Source organism: Acinetobacter sp. KB005, assembly GCF_049949095.1.
Lineage (GTDB): Bacteria > Pseudomonadota > Gammaproteobacteria > Pseudomonadales > Moraxellaceae > Acinetobacter > Acinetobacter calcoaceticus.
In genome coordinates this window covers 3,218,563-3,238,236 of record NZ_CP188191.1, presented here as the reverse complement: position 1 = coordinate 3,238,236, position 19,674 = coordinate 3,218,563, and the positions used below count along the sequence as shown (strand labels likewise).

15 protein-coding genes are annotated in these 19,674 nt (G+C 38.9%); 9 read left to right on the top strand and 6 right to left on the bottom strand.

The features are described from left to right. Positions 1-34 precede the first annotated feature (34 nt). A complete protein-coding gene (gene tal, locus ACPF64_RS15470; protein ID WP_426454350.1) occupies positions 35-1,024 on the bottom strand; it encodes a transaldolase in 990 nt (329 codons plus the stop codon). A 130-nt stretch (positions 1,025-1,154) separates the two neighbouring features. Then, positions 1,155-2,048: a LysR family transcriptional regulator gene (locus tag ACPF64_RS15465; protein WP_005039849.1), complete on the bottom strand. Its 894-nt coding sequence runs from the start codon at positions 2,046-2,048 to the stop codon at positions 1,155-1,157. 89 nt (positions 2,049-2,137) lie between these two features. On the opposite strand from ACPF64_RS15465, the gene aceI reads away from it, so the two are divergent. Further along, positions 2,138-2,572 carry a chlorhexidine efflux PACE transporter AceI gene (aceI, locus tag ACPF64_RS15460; RefSeq protein ID WP_045430845.1) on the top strand — a complete coding sequence of 145 codons (435 nt, stop codon included), beginning with the start codon at positions 2,138-2,140 and terminating at the stop codon, positions 2,570-2,572. Between the two features lie 66 nt (positions 2,573-2,638). Here the strand turns inward: aceI and ACPF64_RS15455 are convergent, their stop codons facing one another. Beyond that, complete coding sequence (locus ACPF64_RS15455) at positions 2,639-4,210, bottom strand: acetyl-CoA C-acetyltransferase (RefSeq protein WP_416658205.1); 1,572 nt, start codon at positions 4,208-4,210, stop codon at positions 2,639-2,641. A 235-nt stretch (positions 4,211-4,445) separates the two neighbouring features. On the opposite strand from ACPF64_RS15455, the gene ACPF64_RS15450 reads away from it, so the two are divergent. The 3 genes from ACPF64_RS15450 to ACPF64_RS15440 all read left to right on the top strand — a co-directional run bounded on the left by ACPF64_RS15450 (position 4,446) and on the right by ACPF64_RS15440 (position 8,100). Then, positions 4,446-5,837 (top strand): 3-oxoacyl-ACP reductase, encoded by a 1,392-nt coding sequence (locus tag ACPF64_RS15450; RefSeq protein ID WP_017392163.1) that lies wholly within the window; start codon positions 4,446-4,448, stop codon positions 5,835-5,837. 77 nt (positions 5,838-5,914) lie between these two features. Next, the gene (locus tag ACPF64_RS15445) at positions 5,915-6,769 is read left to right on the top strand and encodes a MaoC family dehydratase (RefSeq protein WP_426454347.1); all 855 of its coding nucleotides are present in this window, start codon (positions 5,915-5,917) and stop codon (positions 6,767-6,769) included. A gap of 71 nt (positions 6,770-6,840) precedes the next feature. After that, complete coding sequence (locus tag ACPF64_RS15440) at positions 6,841-8,100, top strand: serine hydrolase domain-containing protein (protein ID WP_426454345.1); 1,260 nt, start codon at positions 6,841-6,843, stop codon at positions 8,098-8,100. A gap of 51 nt (positions 8,101-8,151) precedes the next feature. Here the strand turns inward: ACPF64_RS15440 and ACPF64_RS15435 are convergent, their stop codons facing one another. Next, a complete protein-coding gene (locus ACPF64_RS15435) occupies positions 8,152-8,730 on the bottom strand; it encodes a TetR family transcriptional regulator (protein ID WP_017388168.1) in 579 nt (192 codons plus the stop codon). A 125-nt stretch (positions 8,731-8,855) separates the two neighbouring features. Here ACPF64_RS15435 and amvA point away from each other — a divergent pair, with 125 nt between their 5' ends. The 5 genes from amvA to ACPF64_RS15410 all read left to right on the top strand — a co-directional run bounded on the left by amvA (position 8,856) and on the right by ACPF64_RS15410 (position 17,803). Continuing rightward, on the top strand, positions 8,856-10,334 hold the full coding sequence (amvA, locus tag ACPF64_RS15430) for a multidrug efflux MFS transporter AmvA (RefSeq protein ID WP_426454342.1): 1,479 nt from the start codon (positions 8,856-8,858) through the stop codon (positions 10,332-10,334). Between the two features lie 269 nt (positions 10,335-10,603). After that, positions 10,604-12,385, top strand: coding sequence for a metalloendopeptidase CpaA (gene cpaA / locus ACPF64_RS15425; RefSeq protein WP_426454340.1), 1,782 nt, complete (start codon positions 10,604-10,606; stop codon positions 12,383-12,385). Between the two features lie 22 nt (positions 12,386-12,407). Next, positions 12,408-13,043, top strand: coding sequence for a metalloprotease secretion chaperone CpaB (gene cpaB / locus ACPF64_RS15420; RefSeq protein ID WP_426454338.1), 636 nt, complete (start codon positions 12,408-12,410; stop codon positions 13,041-13,043). Between the two features lie 122 nt (positions 13,044-13,165). Then, positions 13,166-15,259 carry a DNA polymerase III subunit gamma/tau gene (locus ACPF64_RS15415; RefSeq protein ID WP_426454336.1) on the top strand — a complete coding sequence of 698 codons (2,094 nt, stop codon included), beginning with the start codon at positions 13,166-13,168 and terminating at the stop codon, positions 15,257-15,259. Between the two features lie 315 nt (positions 15,260-15,574). Next, a complete protein-coding gene (locus ACPF64_RS15410) occupies positions 15,575-17,803 on the top strand; it encodes a phosphocholine-specific phospholipase C (RefSeq protein WP_426454334.1) in 2,229 nt (742 codons plus the stop codon). Between the two features lie 49 nt (positions 17,804-17,852). Here ACPF64_RS15410 and ACPF64_RS15405 read toward each other — a convergent pair whose 3' ends face one another. Both ACPF64_RS15405 and ACPF64_RS15400 read right to left on the bottom strand, forming a co-directional pair. After that, positions 17,853-18,287: an acyl-CoA thioesterase gene (locus ACPF64_RS15405; protein ID WP_426454332.1), complete on the bottom strand. Its 435-nt coding sequence runs from the start codon at positions 18,285-18,287 to the stop codon at positions 17,853-17,855. Further along, positions 18,287-19,444 carry an iron-containing alcohol dehydrogenase gene (locus ACPF64_RS15400; protein WP_426454329.1) on the bottom strand — a complete coding sequence of 386 codons (1,158 nt, stop codon included), beginning with the start codon at positions 19,442-19,444 and terminating at the stop codon, positions 18,287-18,289. The genes ACPF64_RS15405 and ACPF64_RS15400 overlap by 1 nt, the downstream gene beginning before the upstream one ends. Positions 19,445-19,674 lie beyond the last annotated feature (230 nt).

The window sequence follows — 19,674 nt, the reverse complement described above, 5'->3', positions numbered from 1 at the left end:
AAAATCGGTGATTTTGTATGAAAAGTGAAGTTTTTTAAGGTTTAATTTCCGCATCAATTCCAAAAGACTGACGTAATAAAAAACTTAATTGGTCACGAGCTTTAATAAAGCCATCAACACCACCTTGTAAAAGTTGGAATGCCATTAAGTCGTGGTTAAGTTCGTCTTTAAAACTTTGCTCATCTTGAGCGGGTCTAACAATAGCATCTGCTTGCTTTGATTTAGTTGCATCAAGAGCTGCATCAACTGTACGTGTATCTTGCTCAAGCTGTGTAAGTAAGCCCGGAGAGATCGTTAGCAAATCACAGCCAGCAAGTCCAAGAACTTGATCGATACTACGGAAGCTCGCACCCATCACTTGAGTCGGGATATTTTGTTGCTTGTAGTAGTTATAGATTTTTTTAACTGACACCACACCTGGGTCTTTTTCGATTGGGTAAGCATCTACACCTTCAGCTTTTTTGTACCAGTCTAGAATACGACCTACAAATGGTGAAATTAAAGTTACTTTTGCATCTGCGCATGCTTGAGCTTGATGTAATCCGAAAAGGAGAGTGAGGTTACAAGCAATTCCTTCAGCTTCGAGTACTCTTGCAGCTTGAATACCTTCCCAAGTCGACGCAATTTTAATAAGAATACGTGACTGATCAATGCCGTAACCTTTGTAAAGTTCACATAATTCATGCGCTTTTTGAATGGTCGCTTCGGTGTTATATGAAAGGGCAGCATCAACTTCAGTCGAAACCCGACCTTCAATCAGTTTTAAAATTTCTACACCAAATTTTACGGTTAAAATATCAATTGTTCTTTCGATTAATTCATCGTTGCTATAGCCTTCTTCTTTGGCTTGATAATAAGCATCTTCAATGAGTTCTTTACTTTCTGGTTGTTCTGCTGCTGCCGTAATCAATGAAGGATTAGTCGTCGCGTCTAATGGACGAAATTTACGAATTGCATCAAGGTCGCTACTGTCGGCAACAACGGTCGTTAGTGTTTTTAATTGGTCAAGTGCTGTATGAGTCATTGATATTCAACATCTTCAGTAATAAATCTTATATTTTCTTTATAGCACAAAGTCTATTCATACTGTCGATATATCAATTGTTATATTTCAAAGAAAAACGTTTAGATTCTGCATCTAAATTGAAATAATTTTAAGGGACCTGTTGCGTTCGTTGCTTACGGATATGTTCAATAAGGAATCTGGCAGCGGCACCAAGCTCACTTTCACGACTCCATACCAAATCTACGTAATATTCAAATCTTGGAGTGAAATCTAATAAATTCAATATTTTAAGCTTGTTTTTAAGTTCAGGGTTTTCTTTAAACATTTCTTGCGGAAGAACACCCCAGCCCAGATCACGTAAAATCATTAAGCAAGCAGAGTGGTGGTTATCTGTACGCCAGTAATGTTTCGAAAAAAGTAATTCTGGTTTTAATGTCTCATCTCGACTTGCCACAACAATTTGTCGTGTTGTGAGGATCTGTTCATAAGAAACCTGATTTTGGCTTGCGAGTGGATGGCTATTTGAAATAACTGGAATTAAAGCCTCAGGCTTGAGCTCTACAAACTGTTCTCTGTTATCTAGATGCTCACGTTCAAACATGAGTGCAAGTTGGGCAGAGCCATCTAACAACATTTGTAATGCATCTTCTTGAGGGGCAGAAACAATATTAATTTGTAGGTCAGGGAAACGACCCTCTAAAAGGCAAATATAATCGGTCCAGTTGGTGTGCAAGAGTTCAGATACAATCACAATAGTTAAGTTAGCTTCTAAACCTGTGCTTAACGCATGGGCATGTTGTTTCCATTGATTCATCTCAATCAAAAGTTGAGAAGTCTTTTCATATAACACCCGTGCTTCGTCAGTAGGGACGGGCTCACGACCTTTACGATCAAATAAGGTTAAGTCCAAATCAATTTCTAAGTTGGCAATAGACATGCTTACAGCCGAAGGAACTTTTCCAAGTTTACGTGCTGCTGCTGAAAAGGATCCAGTTTCTATAACGGCCTGAAACATGAGTAATTGTTCTTGATTAATATTCATCTGTCAAAAAAACTGAAAGAACCTGATTGGATTAATCAATATTATAAAAATAAAATGCACATTATCCAAGTATTATTGAGTATTTAAAAATGTTGATTTCCAAGAGAAGGATCATTCATGCAATCAGTTATGAAGGAATTTTATTGGTCATCATTGCGATTGCATTAAGTTTTATTTTTGATATGCCTATGGATGTAACCGGAACACTCGGTGTGTTTATGGCAGTGGTTTCAGTTTTCTGGAATATGATTTTTAACCACTATTTTGAAAAAGTAGAGCATAAATATAATTGGGAAAGAACAATCCCTGTAAGGATTTTACATGCGGTTGGTTTTGAAGGCGGTTTGCTGATTGCAACAGTGCCAATGATTGCTTATATGCTACAGATGAGTGTCATTGATGCACTTATTTTAGATATTGGTTTAACCTTATGTATTTTGGTCTATACCTTCATTTTCCAATGGTGTTATGACCATATCGAAGATAAGTTTTTCCCTGAAGCAAAAGCTGCCTCACTGCACTAAATTTATAAATCCTAAAATGAAATAAGCACCCAAATGGGTGCTTATTTTTGTAGTTAGATGTAGAAATTATTTCTCTACAATTGCAACTACACCTTCACCGCCAGCAGTACAGATAGAGATTAATGCGCGGCCTGAACCTTTTTGATTAATCAATTTAGCAGCAGTTGCCAAGATACGACCACCAGTTGCAGCAAATGGATGGCCTGCACCTAAAGATGAGCCATTTACGTTAAGTTTAGAGCGGTCAATTGAACCTAAAGGTGCATCTAAGCCAAGACGTTCTTTACAGAATTTTTCGTCTTCCCATGCTTTAAGTGTAGACAATACTTGAGATGCAAATGCTTCATGAATTTCGTAGAAATCAAAATCTTGAAGTTTAAGGTTTGCACGCTTAAGCATACGAGGTACTGCATAAGCAGGAGCCATCAATAAGCCTTCTTTAGGACCATTTTTACCAATGAAGTCCACAGCAGCGGTTTCTGAGAAAGAAAGGTAAGCTAAAACTTCATGACCATTTTCTTTTGCCCATTCTTCAGAAGCAAGCAATACAACAGATGCACCATCAGTCAACGGAGTTGAGTTACCCGCTGTCATTGTTGCAGTTTCGCCTTTACCGAAAACAGGCTTTAATTTAGCAAGTTTTTCAACTGTACTGTCTGCACGTAAGTTGTTGTCACGGTTAAGACCTAAGAATGGAGTGATTAAGTCATCAAAGAAACCGCGCTCATAAGCAGCAGCAAGTTTTTGATGGCTGCTTGCAGCGAGTTCGTCTTGAGCTTCGCGAGTAATACCCCATTCTAATGCAGTAATTGCTTGGTGTTCACCCATTGAAAGGCCAGTACGTGGTTCACCGTTGCTTGGCGCATCAAGAAGCTTTTTAAAATCAATTTTTGTTAATGCTTTAAGACGGTCTTTACCAGTTTTAGCAACATTGAGCTCAAGTAAAACTTTACGTAAGCCATCACCAACAGCGATTGGGGCATCAGAAGTGGTGTCTACACCGCCTGCAATACCTACATCAATTTGACCAAGTGCAATTTTGTTAGCAACCACAAAAGCAGCTTGTAAGCCTGTACCACAAGCAATCTGAATGTCGTAAGCAGGAGTTTCAGGAGCAAGATCAGTGCTCAATACAACTTCACGAGTCATATTAAAGTCACGGCTGTGTTTTAAAACAGCACCAGCAACGACTTCACCAATACGCTTACCTTGTAAGTTAAAGCGCTCAACCAAACCATTCAATGCTGCTGTCAGCATGTCAGAATTCGATGCTTTAAAATAAGCAGTATTTGAACGTGCAAATGGAATGCGGTTGCCACCAATAATTGCAACGCGGCGAACAGTATTTTGGCTCATGGTTTTATCCTGTTGAACAGAAGTTTTGGTTTTTGTTGCTTTTGGTGCTGCAGCTACATTATTAGAAGATGTAGATGGGGGTGCAGAAGCAGCGCTCTTATTACGAGGGCTTCGTGCAGGTGCAGTCGTTGAACGAGTACGTGTCGTTTTTGGTGTATTAGTTGCTGCTTTAGGAGTTGTGCTGTTACGCTTAGCCGTGTTAGAAGCCGGCTTTGATGTATTTGACACTTTTTCCTCAGCAGAATTCTCGACTGCTGGATTTTCTTGAGTTGTCTTGCTCATAAGGCTTTTCCAAGCATATTAACGATATTCTTATAAGCTACATTAACACAATTCAAATAGACCTGTATTGACTAGAATGACATTGTAGATAGCATTCAGGTCAAGACATCCAAAGATGAACTCAAGTATGATTTGGAGTAACTCTAATGAACGACTGATTTCATATTGTTGCTATTCATCTCATAACATAATGAAGCCTGTCGTAGAAAATTCATTTCTTTGAGAGATAATAATCATGACTGATCAATACCAAGCATTTACACAATCTCCTATTGGTAAATTCGTTGTTAAAAATCTGGGTTTACCATCACCAGTTGCATTAGAGCGTTTTGAAAGTGCTCAGCCGGTAGTGAATGGGGCAGTATTGGTTGGCGCGGCGCCGTCAAGTGTATTGTCTGGTGCGATTGCACAAGTACTTAGCAATATTCATGCGGACAGCTATGTAGGCAATAATGTTGCATTACAACAAGACGCTGCAAAAGTTGGTTTAAATTTACGTCCATTCAATGCTGGCGATAAAGAATCAAAATTTAAAGCAGTTGTATTTGATGCTTCTGGTATTCAAAACTCAGAACAATTAAATGAGCTTTATAAATTCTTTAACCCGATTGCACGTCAAGTTGCGACTTCTGGTCGAGTTATTGTGATTGGTACAACACCTGAAACTGCAAAAACTGTAAAACAGGCAATTGCTCAGCGTGCTCTTGAAGGTTTTATCAAATCTGTAGGTAAAGAATTTAAAAAAGGTATTACCGCTCAAGTTGTCTATGTAGATGAAGGTGCTGCTGCAAACCTTGAATCAACTTTACGCTTCTTACTTTCTCCGCGTTCAGCTTATGTATCTGGTCAAGTTGTTCGTGTTTCTAAAGCAGATGTTGTTGATGTTGATTGGGCAAAACCACTTGCTGGTAAAACTGCATTAGTAACTGGTGCGAGCCGTGGTATTGGTGAAGCAATTGCACATGTGCTTGCACGTGATGGCGCTCATGTCATTTGTCTAGATGTACCACAGCAACAAGCTGACCTTGACCGTGTGGCTGCTGACATTGGCGGTTCTACATTGGCAATTGACATTACAGCTGCCGATGCAGGTGAAAAAATTAAAACTGCTGCTGCAAAACAAGGTGGTTTAGATATCATCGTTCATAACGCAGGTATTACTCGTGACAAGACTTTGGCAAACATGAAGCCTGAGCTTTGGGACTTGGTAATTAACATTAACTTGTCTGCTGCTGAACGTGTGAATGACTACTTGTTAGAAAACGATGGTCTAAATGCAAATGGCCGTATTGTTTGCGTATCATCAATTAGTGGTATTGCAGGTAACCTTGGTCAAACGAACTATGCTGCATCTAAAGCAGGTGTGATTGGTTTAGTTAAATTTACTGCACCTATTCTAAAAAATGGTATTACCATTAATGCAGTAGCTCCTGGTTTTATTGAGACACAAATGACTGCTGCGATTCCATTTGCAATTCGTGAAGCCGGTCGTCGTATGAACTCGATGCAACAAGGTGGTTTACCTGTTGATGTAGCAGAAACGATTGCATGGTTTGCATCAACTGCATCTACAGGCGTAAATGGCAACGTGGTACGTGTGTGTGGTCAAAGCTTGTTAGGCGCTTAAGCACTCTTAGCTAAAGATAAGGGGTGCTTGGGCATCCCTTTTTTATTCAAGAATCTATAAATTATAAAAGGTTAGGTATGAATACTCGTCATTTTAGCCAGCTACCAAAAGCGGCATTGGCTTATCCAAAAGTTGTGCAAGGTTTAATCTTTAAAAAGCCTAAAGGGCCAAAAATCTTGCCGCAAGTTGAATATGTGGTTGATAGTCTTGAGATTGATCAACAACATTTAAAAGCTTATAACGAAGTATGTGGCTTTAAAAATAATGGCTTTGTACCTGCGATTTATTTGGCTGTGTTGTCGCAAAGTTTGCAAATGCACATGATGACGGCAGAAGCTTTTCCATTTCCGATTTTAGGCTTAGTCCATATTCGTAACCAGATTAAACAAACCAGACCGATTGGTGTAACTGAAAAATTAACCCTGTCATGTAAATTTGGGGAACTAAAACCGCATGATAAAGGTGTTCAGTTTGACTTTATTACCACGGCAAAAGTTGGCAACGAAGTAGTTATGGAAGGCTTAACGACTTATTTATCTCGTCAAAAAGTCGAGAAAAGAGTTGGCGAAAAAGCCAAAGAAGAACAAGTGCCAGCTTATGTGCCAAAGGCCCAGTGGGATATTTTAGAAAACACTGGTCGCCGTTATGCGAAAGTGTCAGGTGATTTCAATTTAATTCATATTCATGCCATTACTGCGAAAGCATTTGGCTTTAAGCAAGCAATTGCACATGGCATGTGGAGCAAAGCTAAAGCACTAGCGAACCTTGAGTTGCCAAATGCTTATGAAGCAGATGTGTGGTTTAAGCTGCCAATGTTCTTACCTTCAAAAGTTGAGTTTTTAACTGCCAATGCAGACAAAAAGACTGATTTCTTGATTCGTAATACGAAATCACAAAAACCGCATGTTGCAGGAACTGTAAAAGCATTATAAAAATATCAGCAGCCTGAACAGATGTTTGGGCTGCTTTTGAGCAAAATAACAAAAAATGCAAGGAACTTCATGTGATTAAAGAGATTTTACTGGCCGATACCCAAAACTATCACGGTATTTTAGATGAACGTTTTATTGATTTAGCTCACCAGTTTAGCCGCCTTCAAGATGCCAGAACGGGACAAGGTGGAGCTGCATTAGCGGTTTATTTTAGAGGCCAGAAAGTTGTCGATATCTACACTGGTCTAAAATCACAAACTGAAGCTTGGCAACCAGATACCTTGGCAGTTTGCTACTCTACAGGTAAAGGTATACTTGCGACTTTAGCTCACATTTTAGTAAGTGAGGGTTTGTTAGAATACGACAAACCGATTTCGACTTATTGGCCTGAGTTTGCTCAAAATGGTAAAGAGCAAATGACATTGCGTCATGTGCTGAGTCACCAAAGCGGCATGTTTGATATTCGAAATACCATCGAAAGTGCGAGAGAAATGCTCGACTGGTCACACATGTTAGATGTGGTCGCGGCTGTTAAACCAAGATTTGTCGCGGGAGAGGGCAATGCTTATCAAGCTTTAACATTTGGTTGGCTTGTGGGTGGCGTGCTTGAAAAAGCAACTGGTCAATCTTTATATCAGCTCATGCAAAAATATCTGGTCGAACCGTTGCAGTTAGATGGCGCTTATTTTGGAACGCCTGCAAGTGAGTTAGATCGTGTAGCACGTCTAATTATTCAACCGAAACCAGAAAAACCAGCATCTACTCAAGTTGAAAAAGTAAAAAAGCCGCAGCCGCGCAAAAGTTCACTCTCTGAAAAAATGATTACGTGGACTGGACAAGACCCACAAGATTTTCAAGATGCCATGATTCCAAAAGGAATGAAGCACTTTAGTTTCTTTAGTGATGAAGGATTACAAGCCGTTATTCCGGCAGCAAATGGGACATTTACTGCGAGTAGCCTTGCCAAAATTTATGCGATGCTGGCAAATCACGGCGAATGGGATGGACAGCAACTGATTCGCCCAGAAGTATTTAAAGAATTGAGTACGATTCAAAGTTATGCACGTGATCGTGTTATGCCAATTCCAATGAATTGGCGTTTAGGTTATCACCGTATCATTACCATGGGTAAGCGTGCTAAAAATGGTTTTGGGCATATTGGCTACAATGGTTCAGGAGCATGGTGTGATCCTGAACGTGATCTTAGCTTTGCTTATACTCATAACTTTCAGATTGGTTCAATAACGGGTGACTATCGTTTGTGGGGCCTGACTCAAGAAGCCTTACGTTGTACCGACCAAATTTTAAAAGGCCGAAAAGGCTGGTTCTAAATTCTGTACTTTCAAAAATGCTGGTATTTGAATAAATGCCAGCTTCTACGTTTATAACAACTCTAAGCGAATCATCGCTTCTGTATGGCGCTTAAAGTCTTCTTCAGCCAGTCCTTGTAATCCAAGTTTATAAATACCTTCTAGACCGCATACAAAAGCAATCAAACGCCAAGCAATGTCTGTTGAGTTAGATAGAGTTTTAAACTCACCGTCTTTTTTGCCACTTTCAATCGCTTGAACAATCGTTTGATGCCAGCTTTGCATGGCCAAGTTATAAGCTTTTTGTATTTCTATATCTTGTTCAATCAAGAGTTCAGCTTCATTCCATAATCGTAAGTAAGGTTGAAGTCTGTCTATGTTTTCCGCACCTAATAAGATAAAGAGCCTTTGAAATTGGCTAGTGGTTTGTAGAGCTTGTTCAATTTCATCCAGCTGTTCCATAAGCTTTAAAAAAGCTTCAGCTTTTAAATGAGATGCCGACGAAAAGTGATGATGAACTTGTCCAGTAGAGGTTTGGGCTTCACTTGCGATTCTACGTACCGTCATGGCTGTAAAACCTTCAGCCAAAGCAACTTGCATGGCAGCTTGCAGAATCATTTCTCTGCGTTGATCACGATTAAGATAGGCCATGTTTATTTCACCTGACTGAATTCGAGACAAACTACATTAAAATTTAAAATTGGACAAGTGTCCAGTTGTGTATATAATAACCTTAATTTGAACACATGTCCAAGTTTTGGATATCGAAGAGCGTTATGCAAAAGAAATGGTTAATTCTGACAATCATCGTCCTTATTTATTTGCCGGTTACAATTGATGCAACAGTTATGCATGTTGCAACACCATCTTTAAGTGCAGCATTGAATTTAACTGCTAATCAGCTTTTATGGATCATTGATATTTATTCACTGATTATGGCGGGTTTGATTTTGCCGATGGGTGCACTCGGTGATCGTATTGGCTTTAAAAAATTATTATTTATTGGAACTGCAATTTTTGGAGTCGGTTCACTGGCAGCTGCTTTTTCACCAACAGCCTATGCCTTAATTGCTTCCCGTGCTCTTTTAGGGCTAGGGGCAGCCATGCTTATTCCTGCCACTTTATCAGGCATTCGTAATGCTTTTACCGAAGAAAAGCAAAGGAATTTTGCACTTGGCCTTTGGTCTACAGTAGGGGGCGGTGGTGCCGCTTTTGGTCCATTAGTGGGTGGTTTTTTACTAGAGCATTTCCATTGGGGAGCAGTATTCCTCATCAACATCCCAATTATTTTGGTTGTTCTGGTCATGATTGTCATGATCATTCCTAAACAGGAAGAGAAAACCGATCAACCAATTAACTTAGGACAAGCTTTAGTGTTGGTTGTGGCAATTTTAAGTCTGATCTATTCAATTAAATCAGCCATGTATAACTTCTCAGTACTTACAGTCATCATGTTTGTGGTTGGGGTAAGTGCTTTAATTCACTTCATTCGAAGTCAAAAAAGAAGTACAACTCCAATGATTGATTTGGAGTTGTTTAAACATCCAGTCATTTCTACCAGTATTGTTATGGCCGTCGTTTCAATGATTGCTTTGGTTGGCTTTGAATTACTCTTGTCTCAAGAATTGCAGTTTGTGCATGGCTTTTCTCCATTACAGGCAGCCATGTTTATTATTCCATTTATGATTGCAATTAGTTTAGGTGGTCCATTAGCAGGAATCTGTTTAAATAAATGGGGACTTAGACTTGTATCTACTGTTGGGATTTTAATAAGTGGCTTTAGTCTATGGGGACTTGCCCAACTTAACTTTTCGACCGATCATTTTTTAGCATGGACGTGTATGGTCTTTTTAGGTTTTAGCATTGAGATTGCTTTACTGGCTTCAACAGCAGCCATTATGTCTTCTGTACCACCAAACAAAGCGAGTGCAGCAGGTGCGATTGAAGGTATGGCCTATGAGTTGGGTGCTGGTTTAGGTGTCGCTATTTTTGGTCTAATGTTGTCTTGGTTTTATAGTCGCTCAATTATTTTGCCAGAGGAACTCCCGACGAACTTAATTGAAAAAGCGAGTATTTCGATTGGTGAAACCATGCAGTTGGCTTCTAACCTTGAAAGTCCTTTGGGAGGACAATTAATTGCAGTTGCGCAGCAAGCTTTTAGCTATGCACACAGTTGGGTACTTACAATCTCAGCCATTTGTTTCTTCCTTTTAACTGTATTTGTCTGGTTTAGTTTTCCAAAGAAAGTGAATTAGAGGCCTAAAATAAAGGATAAAAAGAGAGATTTTTCTTTCTTTTTATCCTTAAATATCGTTTTAATATTTTTCTCATATTGAAATCTTTTAGTTATTTAATTCTCATAAAAAAATTATTATTTAATAAGTTTCATATTTTTATTTCAAAATGATTCAGTGATCATGTAATTGAAATTTAATAAAAAATTAATTGATCGAAAATTGACTATAAAAAAATGGTTTGTTAATCTGCTATTCGAAAAATCTAAAAACAAATAAAAGAGGCTGCTGTGAATTTAAAATTAAAAACATCATTCATTATCGGAGCAATTGTTGCATCTTCACTTGTATATGCCGCAACTGTACTTTCACCCAATCAGAATAATAATAGTGGATCAATTCCATCTGGTTATTCAGATTTAGAATTTTCTTTAGCAAATGGGAATTGGGTCAAAAATCTCTCTTTACCAGCAAGTGCTAATAATTTAGACAAAATTACAATTCGCTCTAGTGCGGCTTATAGTAGTTATTTAGATACTTCTAATACGAATATTCCGTTAGAAGTGTTGAAGATAAATAGCGGGGATGTTTACCAATTCATCTTTAATACCGCTCAAAATAAATGGATTGCTCAGTTGGCGACAGTGAGTCCTACGAATGGTGCTAACTATGAGGTTGTACCGTTAACAACTGCATCCATACAAAAAGTACTCATTCAAAATGACAAATGGGCACAAACCATTGCATTACCGAGTGATGTACGTGATGGAACAACTGTACAAGTTGTTTCTACAGCAAGTGCAAGCTCGGATATTGATAAAACAAATTTACTATTCCCGAGCAGTTTCTCATTAAAAAATGGATCTGAATATTGGTTTAAATATTATTCTGCTTTAGGAAAATGGGTGCCAGAATATATTAAACCGCAGAAGTTAAATGTTCAGCAAATTGGAACATCTTTAGCAGTTGTAAATAGTCCACTTACAGAAGTTTCATTTGGAGATGGGAACTGGGTATCCAATTTCACTCTACCAGCGACTGCAAATGATCGGGATAGAATTGTTATTAAATCTACGGCGACTTGGTCTGCAAAAATTAATAATACCAATATTAATAGCCAAGCGACTTTAACGCTAAAAACAGGCGATCAATATGAGTTTATGTATGTCAGTGATAAAGGATATTGGCAGCTGATCTCTTCACCAACGAAGGTGATTGATTCATCGGCAACAATTCCTGCAATTTTACCGAATATGACTCAACCCACTTTAAAGGTAAAACTTTCTACCTCAAATTGGCAGCCAACCTTGCAACTACCAGTTAAAGCTCAAGTCGGGGATAAGGTGGTTATTGCGTCAAATGCATCGGCAGACACCTTTATTAATGCGGCTAATGGTTTGTCTACAGCAATTAAAAATGGTGAAAATCGCCGTTTTATTTACACGGCTCAAGGCTGGTCAGTAGATAGCTACACAATTGATATGTTGTTGGTTTCTAGCCCAGAAGTAAATTCAATTTTAGGAGAGAGCGCTGCAAAACTTAGAATGATTGAAGGCGTAAATTTAACGAATTTAACTGCTGAAAATTCAAATGCTCGTTTTTACTTAAGAGATGTGGGCTATTTAACTTATAAAATACCTGCTGCAACTTTAAAAGAAGCGATTTCTACTGGGCGAGATGACACGACCGTACAAAATGAACGTAAACGTGTATTGGCTGATGGTGTTTATTATCAAGGCAATGAACCAGGCGATGGCGGTTGTGGTTGGGCATGGATTAATGCATCTTCATATAACATGATTGGTGCAAATGATATTGCAGGTTGTTCTTTTGCTGCGATGCGTCATGAGGTGGGACATAATCTTGGCCTATACCATAATGGTTCAACTAATATTGGTTCAGGCTTTGCCCATCCTTTAGGAAGTACTGCGATGGGAGGTAATAATATTAATTTTTATTCGAGCCCGTATCTATATAACCCTAAATATGGTGTCCGTTTGGGTGAAGAAGGAAAAATTGATGCGGTGAGTGTTATTAACCTAAATGCACAGAAAATTTCTCTATATAACTAATCTCTATTTTTAGCCGTAAAAAATGAAAAAAAATAAATTGTTAATAGGAACTGCTATTGCTTGTTTAGCGCTAGCAGTTCTCATCTGGCTCGCATTTTCACAGCAAAGTTCTTCTGCTTTAACGTCATCTGCAGATAGCCTGAAAAGTGAAGTTAGCTTAAAGCGAGTTGAAGGTCAGAATGGTCTTGCTCGTCAAAATACAATGAATCTGAGTCCGTCAGAGAAAGAAAGATTATCTAAGCAACAAATTGTTTTTAATGAGATAGAAAAAGATCAGTTGCCTTCTAATGTTAATTTTCCATTGATTAAAAATGGACAAGGCATGGTGATTAAGTATGATCCAAATGTGATTGAACTCAAAAAAGTGGGCGATACGGTCAAGTTTCAAATGTTGGAATACGGCATTAACCGCACAGGAAAAATTGTAGAGATTGAACCTGTTGATCAAGATATTGTTCGGTGGACTGGGAGATTTGATCAAGGAGATCCCAATCAGAATTTCTTTACCATCACCCAAAGTCAAAAAGACCACTATACGATCATGCAAATTTTTACCGAAAAAGGAAATTATTCGGCTGAAATTAAAGATGGTGTAGGGCTGGTACAGACGATGGATGATGGAGTCACTGATCAAGAGCTACATCATGATCACCCTTAGTCAAATAAATGGTTCAGATGAGAAAAGAGTATAGTTCGCAGTTTATCTGTACGGATATGAGCTTTATGCGTTCACTCTCTTTTAAAAACAAAGTATGCTTATGCCTGTAACAAGGAGCATACATGTATCAAGTACTTGCTAGAAAATACCGTCCACGTAATTTCAATGAGTTAGTGGGGCAAAACCATGTTTCTCGTGCATTAAGCAGTGCATTGGAACGCGGTCGTCTACACCATGCTTATTTATTTACAGGAACGCGTGGTGTGGGGAAGACCACAATTGCACGTATTTTAGCCAAGTGTTTAAACTGTGAAACAGGTGTAACCTCTACACCATGTGAGGTCTGTGCAACTTGTAAAGCGGTAAACGAAGGCCGTTTTATTGACCTGATTGAAATTGATGCTGCTTCAAGAACAAAAGTAGAGGATACGCGTGAACTTTTAGACAACGTTCCATATGCGCCAACACAAGGTCGTTTTAAAGTTTACCTGATTGACGAAGTACATATGTTATCTACGCATTCCTTTAATGCGTTATTAAAAACATTAGAAGAACCACCAGAACACGTTAAATTTTTATTTGCAACGACTGATCCACAAAAGCTACCAATTACGGTGATTTCACGTTGTTTGCAATTTACATTGCGCCCTTTAGCTGTTGATGAAATTACAAAGCATCTTGGCGCAATTCTTGAAAAAGAACAGATTGTTTCTGACCAAGATGCAATTTGGCAAATTGCCGAGTCTGCTCAAGGTTCATTGCGTGATGCATTATCTTTAACCGATCAGGCAATTGCCTATGGTCAGGGTGCTGTACAGCATCAAGATGTTAAAGAAATGCTCGGTCTAATTGACCGCACCATTATTTATGATTTGATTTTAGCGATTCATCAGAACCAACGTGAAAAAGTTAGTCAGCTTTTATTACAATTTAGACATCAAGCACTTGATGTTTCACTTGTACTTGATCAGTTGATTTCGACATTGCATGAATTGGCAATTTTGCAATATCTGCCTGATTTAAGTTTGAAATATAGCGATGAAATCAATCGCAAAATCATGCAACTGTCCAAGCTGATTTCTGCTCAAGATTTACAGCTTTATTACCAAATTGCATGTAAAGGACGATCTGACCTACAACTTGCAGTGACGCAAGAACAAGGTTTTGAAATGTGCGTTTTACGCTTATTAGCGTTCCGTCCTCTAACGCCAAATGAAATTGTAGTGTCAGAGCCTGTTCAACAAAATCAGCAAGTTGTAGTGAATCATCAAGTTCAGCAAACAGCTGAAGATATTGCTCCTGTAAGTGCTGTGCAGCCAGTTGAAGTTATTAGCCAACCCGCTATGGTTGAACCTGAACCTGAACCTGAACCTGAACCTGAACCTGAACCTGAACCTGAACCTGAACCTGAACCTGAACCTGAACCTCAGTCTAATCAGGATTTAATGGTATTTGACCCAAATCATCATGAGTTAATCGGATTTGAGTCAGCATCTGTTCAAGAAACAAGTAATGTTTTGGAAGAAGATTTTATTCCGGTACCAGAACAAAAGTCAGTACAAGTTCAGGCTGAAACCATCGCTAAAAATATTGAACCTGAACCAGCTTTTACTGCTGAGCCTATAGGTTTATTTGAAGCGCCTAGCACTGATTTTTCACTTACCCAAGATACGCCTGTTACTAATGATTTAGCTTTAGAACCTGTTGTCGAGCAACCATTACTGGTGGAAACCCCAGAGGCGATTGAGAAGGTTGAAGTTGTAAAAGAAGTTAGTGCAACTGATAACGGGCAGCTTATGCCTCAAGACATTTTGAAGCTAACTACGCAAACCTTAGAAGGCGAGTGGACACTAGCAAAATGGGAATATTGGTTTAGAACTAGTCAACTCTCTCCAGCCGTTCAAGAGCTTGCTCAGCATGGCGTGATGACAGGTCAAATTGGTGGCAATACAGTTTTCCATATTCCTCAAGAATATGAAAATATGTTGACTCAATTACAACAAGGTCTTATTGATGCATTAAATGAGCAATGGCCTGATACCCAATTTACAGTTGAATATGGTGCTGTAAATACGGCTACACCATATATCATTCAAAGTGCGCGTAAAGAAAAAGCCTTTCAAAGAGCAGCTGAGTTATTACAACAACAGCCAGTCATTAAAAGCCTCATAGAGACCTTTGATGGCGAATTACAAAATATTCAATTAAAGCCTTAACTTTTTAGCCCTGTGATGAGCATGGAAATTATACAATTCCATGCTTTTTCACGGGATTGAAACATTCAGGTCACGTCACTGTCATTGTACTTTTCTATGTTAGCCATTTTAGATTTTAAATGGATTGTACATAGACATGAAAAGGCAATACGCAGGAATAACTTCTTTTAAATATTCATATTTTTTATTGATCAGCGCACTTTTGCTGAGTGGTTGTAACGACTCATCAAATGATAATTCAAATGCACCAGACACAGGTAAAAAACCTGTAATGCGCTGTGCTCCTTAAACTTAAATAATAAAAAGAACCTGATCATGATTACACGTCGTAAATTTTTAAATTACTCTTTAAATATGGGCTTTGGTGCTGCGGCATTGGCGGCTTTCCCATCTAGTATTCAAAAAGCTTTGGCAATTCCTGCAAACAATAAAACAGGCACAATTCAAGACGTCGAACACGTTATTATTTTAATGCAGGAAAACCGATCTTTTGACCATTATTTTGGAACATTAAAAGGCGTTCGAGGTTTTGCTGATCGTTTTACGATTCCTTTACCAAGTGGCCGCCGTGTATGGGAGCAACTCAGAAATAACGGGCAAGTTTTAACGCCATTTCATTTAGATGGTACAGCCAATAATGCACAGCGAGCAGATGGTACGCCTCATACATGGAATGACAGTCAGTTAGCATGGGACAATGGACGTATGGCGAATTGGCCAGCCCATAAAACCGATATATCAATGGGCTATTTTAAAGAAAAAGAAATTCCATATCAGTTTGCGCTTGCAAATGCTTTTACGATTTGTGATGCCTACCATTGCTCTATGCACACTGGAACAGATGCGAACCGATCTTTTCATTTAACTGGGACCAATGGGGCAACACCTACCAAGCGTTCATTTGTAAATAATGAATGGGACTGGATTGATGGTAATCCAGCCACGGCAGATCGAGGTTATACATGGAAGACCTATGCCGAGCGTTTGGAAGAAGCTGGTGTTAACTGGATTTGTTATCAAAATATGCCAGATGAATGGGGCGATAATATGCTTGGTGCATTCCGCTCATTTAGAAAGGCAAATATCGCATCTGGCTATCCGGTTGCAAGTGGTGGTGAACCGAACAAACCCTATGCCGACACGGGACAAAAATTACCGTATAAAGCTTATGAAGCTGCGACTGATAATGCAAAAAATCCATTATATAAGGGCATTGCAAATACTTTACCAGGCAATAAACCTGAAGAATATCTTGATGCTTTTAAACGAGACATTCGTGAAGGAAAATTGCCGCAAGTCTCTTGGATTAATGCACCCTCAATTTATTGTGAACATCCAGACCCTTCAAGCCCAGTTCAAGGGGCGTGGTTTATTCAAGAAATTATTGATGCATTAACTGCTGTGCCAGAGGTTTGGAGTAAAACAGCACTGATTATCAATTTTGATGAAAATGATGGCTATTTTGACCACGTACCATCACCATCTGCGCCATCTCGACTTAAAAATGGTCAATACGCAGGTAAATCAACATTAAGTAGTGCCGATATGCAGGATGAATATTTTGATCATGCTGCACCAGAGGGAAGCCATTCTCAGCCTACACCTGATGGGCGCGTTTATGGGCCAGGGCCTCGTGTTCCGTTATATGTGATTTCTCCATGGAGCCGTGGTGGTTGGGTGAATTCACAAGTATTTGACCATACTTCTGTGCTCATGTTTTTAGAAAAACGTTTCGGTGTAAAAGAGCCAAATATCAGTCCATATCGCCGTGCGGTGTGTGGTGATTTAACTAGTGCATTTAACTTTAAAACACCAAATGCAGATGTTTTACCACAGCTCAATGGAAAACAAACACGTTTACAGGCAGATGAGTTAAGAGAAAATCAAGAAGCTTTACCTGCTGTTCCAGTACCAACAGATAGCAAGTTACCGATTCAGCAAAGTGGTATACGTCTGTCACGAGCATTGCCTTATGAGTTGCATACCAGTGCGCGTTGTAAAGCGGATGGAAAGGTGCAATTGATTTTCTCTAATACAGGTCAGCAAGCGGCGGTTTTTCATGTATATGACAAGCTCAATCTCGACCGTATTCCAAAGCGTTATATTGTAGAGCCGAATAAAACCTTAGATGATGAATGGGATGCTTTAAAAGATAACTTAGGTCGCTATGATTTATGGGTGTTAGGCCCAAATGGTTATCATCGTCATTTTAAAGGAGATACTCAACGTATTGTCGATAGTGGAATTAAACCTGAAATTCGAGTGTGTTATGACATTGCTAATGGTGATGTTTATGTAGAGCTTATGAATGACGGGGCTAAGGATGCAATATTGACTGTAAAACCGTGTGCATATCGACAGGATGCTCCATTACAACTCACCGTAAAAGCTGGTCAAGTTGTTAAGCAGCACTGGGCTTTGGCTGACGTAGGGCATTGGTACGATTTTGAAATCACATGCCAAAGTGATGTGTCTTATTACCGACGCTTTGCTGGTCGAGTTGAAACGGGTGAGGACTCTTTTAGTGATCCTGAGATGATCTAAATAATGAAGAGGCAAAAAGAACAACGCATTTTCTTTTTGCCTCATTTTTTTATAATAAAAATTTCTCTAAAACGTCACGAGTAGACTCAGAAATTGGAACAGTCTTACGCGTTTCGCGATCAACAAAGACATGCACAAAATGTCCTTGAGCTGAAGCTTGCTCTTGGCCTTGTTTAAAGATGGCTAGTTCATAGCGCAGTGAAGTGTTACCGATTTTACCAATCGAAACACCTACCTGAATAATTTCGGGAAAAGATAATTCCTGAAAAAAACTACAAGCTGAATCGACCACTAAGCCAATTGATTGTGATTGATGAATATCAAAACCTGTTTTTTGAATGAGTAAAGCATTTGCTGCCGTATCAAAATAGCTATAGTAAGTCACATTATTCACATGACCATAGATATCGTTATCTGCCCAGCGCGTTTGAATATCTAAAAAGAACTTAAATTGATCGCGGTTTTTTAAAACTGGTTTAGTCATTAATGAATCGCCTGATAAATTGCCAAAGCAGCAGCTTCTGTCATGTCACGAGGGTTATTTTGTAGCAAGCGAGTTTGTAGCATGGCATCTTGAGCAAGCTTAGGTAGACTAGACTCTTCAATATTCAAATCTCTAAGCTTTAAGACCAAACCACTACGATCTAAATGGTTTTGCATATGGTCAATAAACAGATCACACAAACCATCTGTGCTGCCATTACTATATGGATCTAGCCATTGCATCAGTTCCGCATAGTATTTTTTTGCATTTGGTGCATTAAATTTTAATACTTCTACCAACACTAAGGCATTAGTATGCCCATGCGATAAATGAAAATGCCCGCCAAGTGGGTAAGCTAAAGCATGCACAGCGGCAACGGGTGAGTTTGCAAATGCTTGACCTGCAAGCATCGAGGCGAACAGCATATTTTGCCTTGCTTCTAGGTCATTACCGTTTTTAAGAACTTTCGGTAAGTTATGGTTCAGTAACTTCAAAGCATTTTTGGCTAAAATATCAGTATAAATATTCTTTTTATGCTTAGAGGTATATGCCTCAATGGCATGCACCATCGCATCAATACCTGTTGCGGCAGTAATATGTGCTGGAAGATTTTGTGTAAACGTGGCATCTAAAATAGCGGTATCTGCATACAGTGCCGGAGAGACAATCCCCATTTTTGTTGTCTCGCCCGTGGTCACAATTGAAATTGGAGTGACTTCCGAGCCTGTACCAGCTGTAGTTGGAATTAAGATAAGCGGAAGGCGAGCTGTGGTTACCTGATTTACGCCATACATATCTTGCAAACTTTGAGTCTGGTCGGGGTGTGCGAGCAAGGCAATTACTTTTGCAACATCTAAAGAACTACCACCACCAAAACCAATAATGGCATCTACATTTTGCTGTTTTGCATAATTAGCTGCATCTAATACCACTTGTTCTGGTGGGTCAGCTTGAACATCTGCATAAATGACATGTTCAATATTAAGCATATCTAAAATTTGAATGATGGGAAGATGTAATTGATTTTTGATCATTCCCGCATCGGTGACGAGTAATAACTTACGGTAAGCTTTTGAAGACAAAACATTCTGTAATTCTTGTATAGAGCCTAAGCCTGAGATGATATTTGGAACGGTTTGAAATTGAAAATGGCTCATATACGTTATTTCCTTATTTTTGAACATTATTGTAGAAGGGTTCTTTAGGATTCAATCTTTAAGTAACTTAGCATAAGACACTTTAAAATAAAGTAGTTCTGAAGTGATTATGTTGAGTGTTGTATGAGATATGCACTACTTTCATATGGTAGGAGGGGGAAGGTAGGCGGAGATCACGCAAGGTATTTAAATGTTTATGGAAAGGTGGGCTTTTTGTTATTTATACTGTT

Excerpts from the sequence above, each read along its gene's own strand:
- tal (WP_426454350.1), bottom strand. The coding sequence starts at position 1,024 with ATGACTCATACAGCACTTGACCAATTAAAAACACTAACGACCGTTGTT.
- ACPF64_RS15465 (WP_005039849.1), bottom strand. The coding sequence starts at position 2,048 with ATGAATATTAATCAAGAACAATTACTCATGTTTCAGGCCGTTATAGAA.
- aceI (WP_045430845.1), top strand. The coding sequence starts at position 2,138 with ATGTTGATTTCCAAGAGAAGGATCATTCATGCAATCAGTTATGAAGGA.
- ACPF64_RS15455 (WP_416658205.1), bottom strand. The coding sequence starts at position 4,210 with ATGAGCAAGACAACTCAAGAAAATCCAGCAGTCGAGAATTCTGCTGAG.
- ACPF64_RS15450 (WP_017392163.1), top strand. The coding sequence starts at position 4,446 with ATGACTGATCAATACCAAGCATTTACACAATCTCCTATTGGTAAATTC.
- ACPF64_RS15445 (WP_426454347.1), top strand. The coding sequence starts at position 5,915 with ATGAATACTCGTCATTTTAGCCAGCTACCAAAAGCGGCATTGGCTTAT.
- ACPF64_RS15435 (WP_017388168.1), bottom strand. The coding sequence starts at position 8,730 with ATGGCCTATCTTAATCGTGATCAACGCAGAGAAATGATTCTGCAAGCT.
- amvA (WP_426454342.1), top strand. The coding sequence starts at position 8,856 with ATGCAAAAGAAATGGTTAATTCTGACAATCATCGTCCTTATTTATTTG.
- cpaB (WP_426454338.1), top strand. The coding sequence starts at position 12,408 with ATGAAAAAAAATAAATTGTTAATAGGAACTGCTATTGCTTGTTTAGCG.
- ACPF64_RS15415 (WP_426454336.1), top strand. The coding sequence starts at position 13,166 with ATGTATCAAGTACTTGCTAGAAAATACCGTCCACGTAATTTCAATGAG.
- ACPF64_RS15410 (WP_426454334.1), top strand. The coding sequence starts at position 15,575 with ATGATTACACGTCGTAAATTTTTAAATTACTCTTTAAATATGGGCTTT.
- ACPF64_RS15405 (WP_426454332.1), bottom strand. The coding sequence starts at position 18,287 with ATGACTAAACCAGTTTTAAAAAACCGCGATCAATTTAAGTTCTTTTTA.
- ACPF64_RS15400 (WP_426454329.1), bottom strand. The coding sequence starts at position 19,444 with ATGAGCCATTTTCAATTTCAAACCGTTCCAAATATCATCTCAGGCTTA.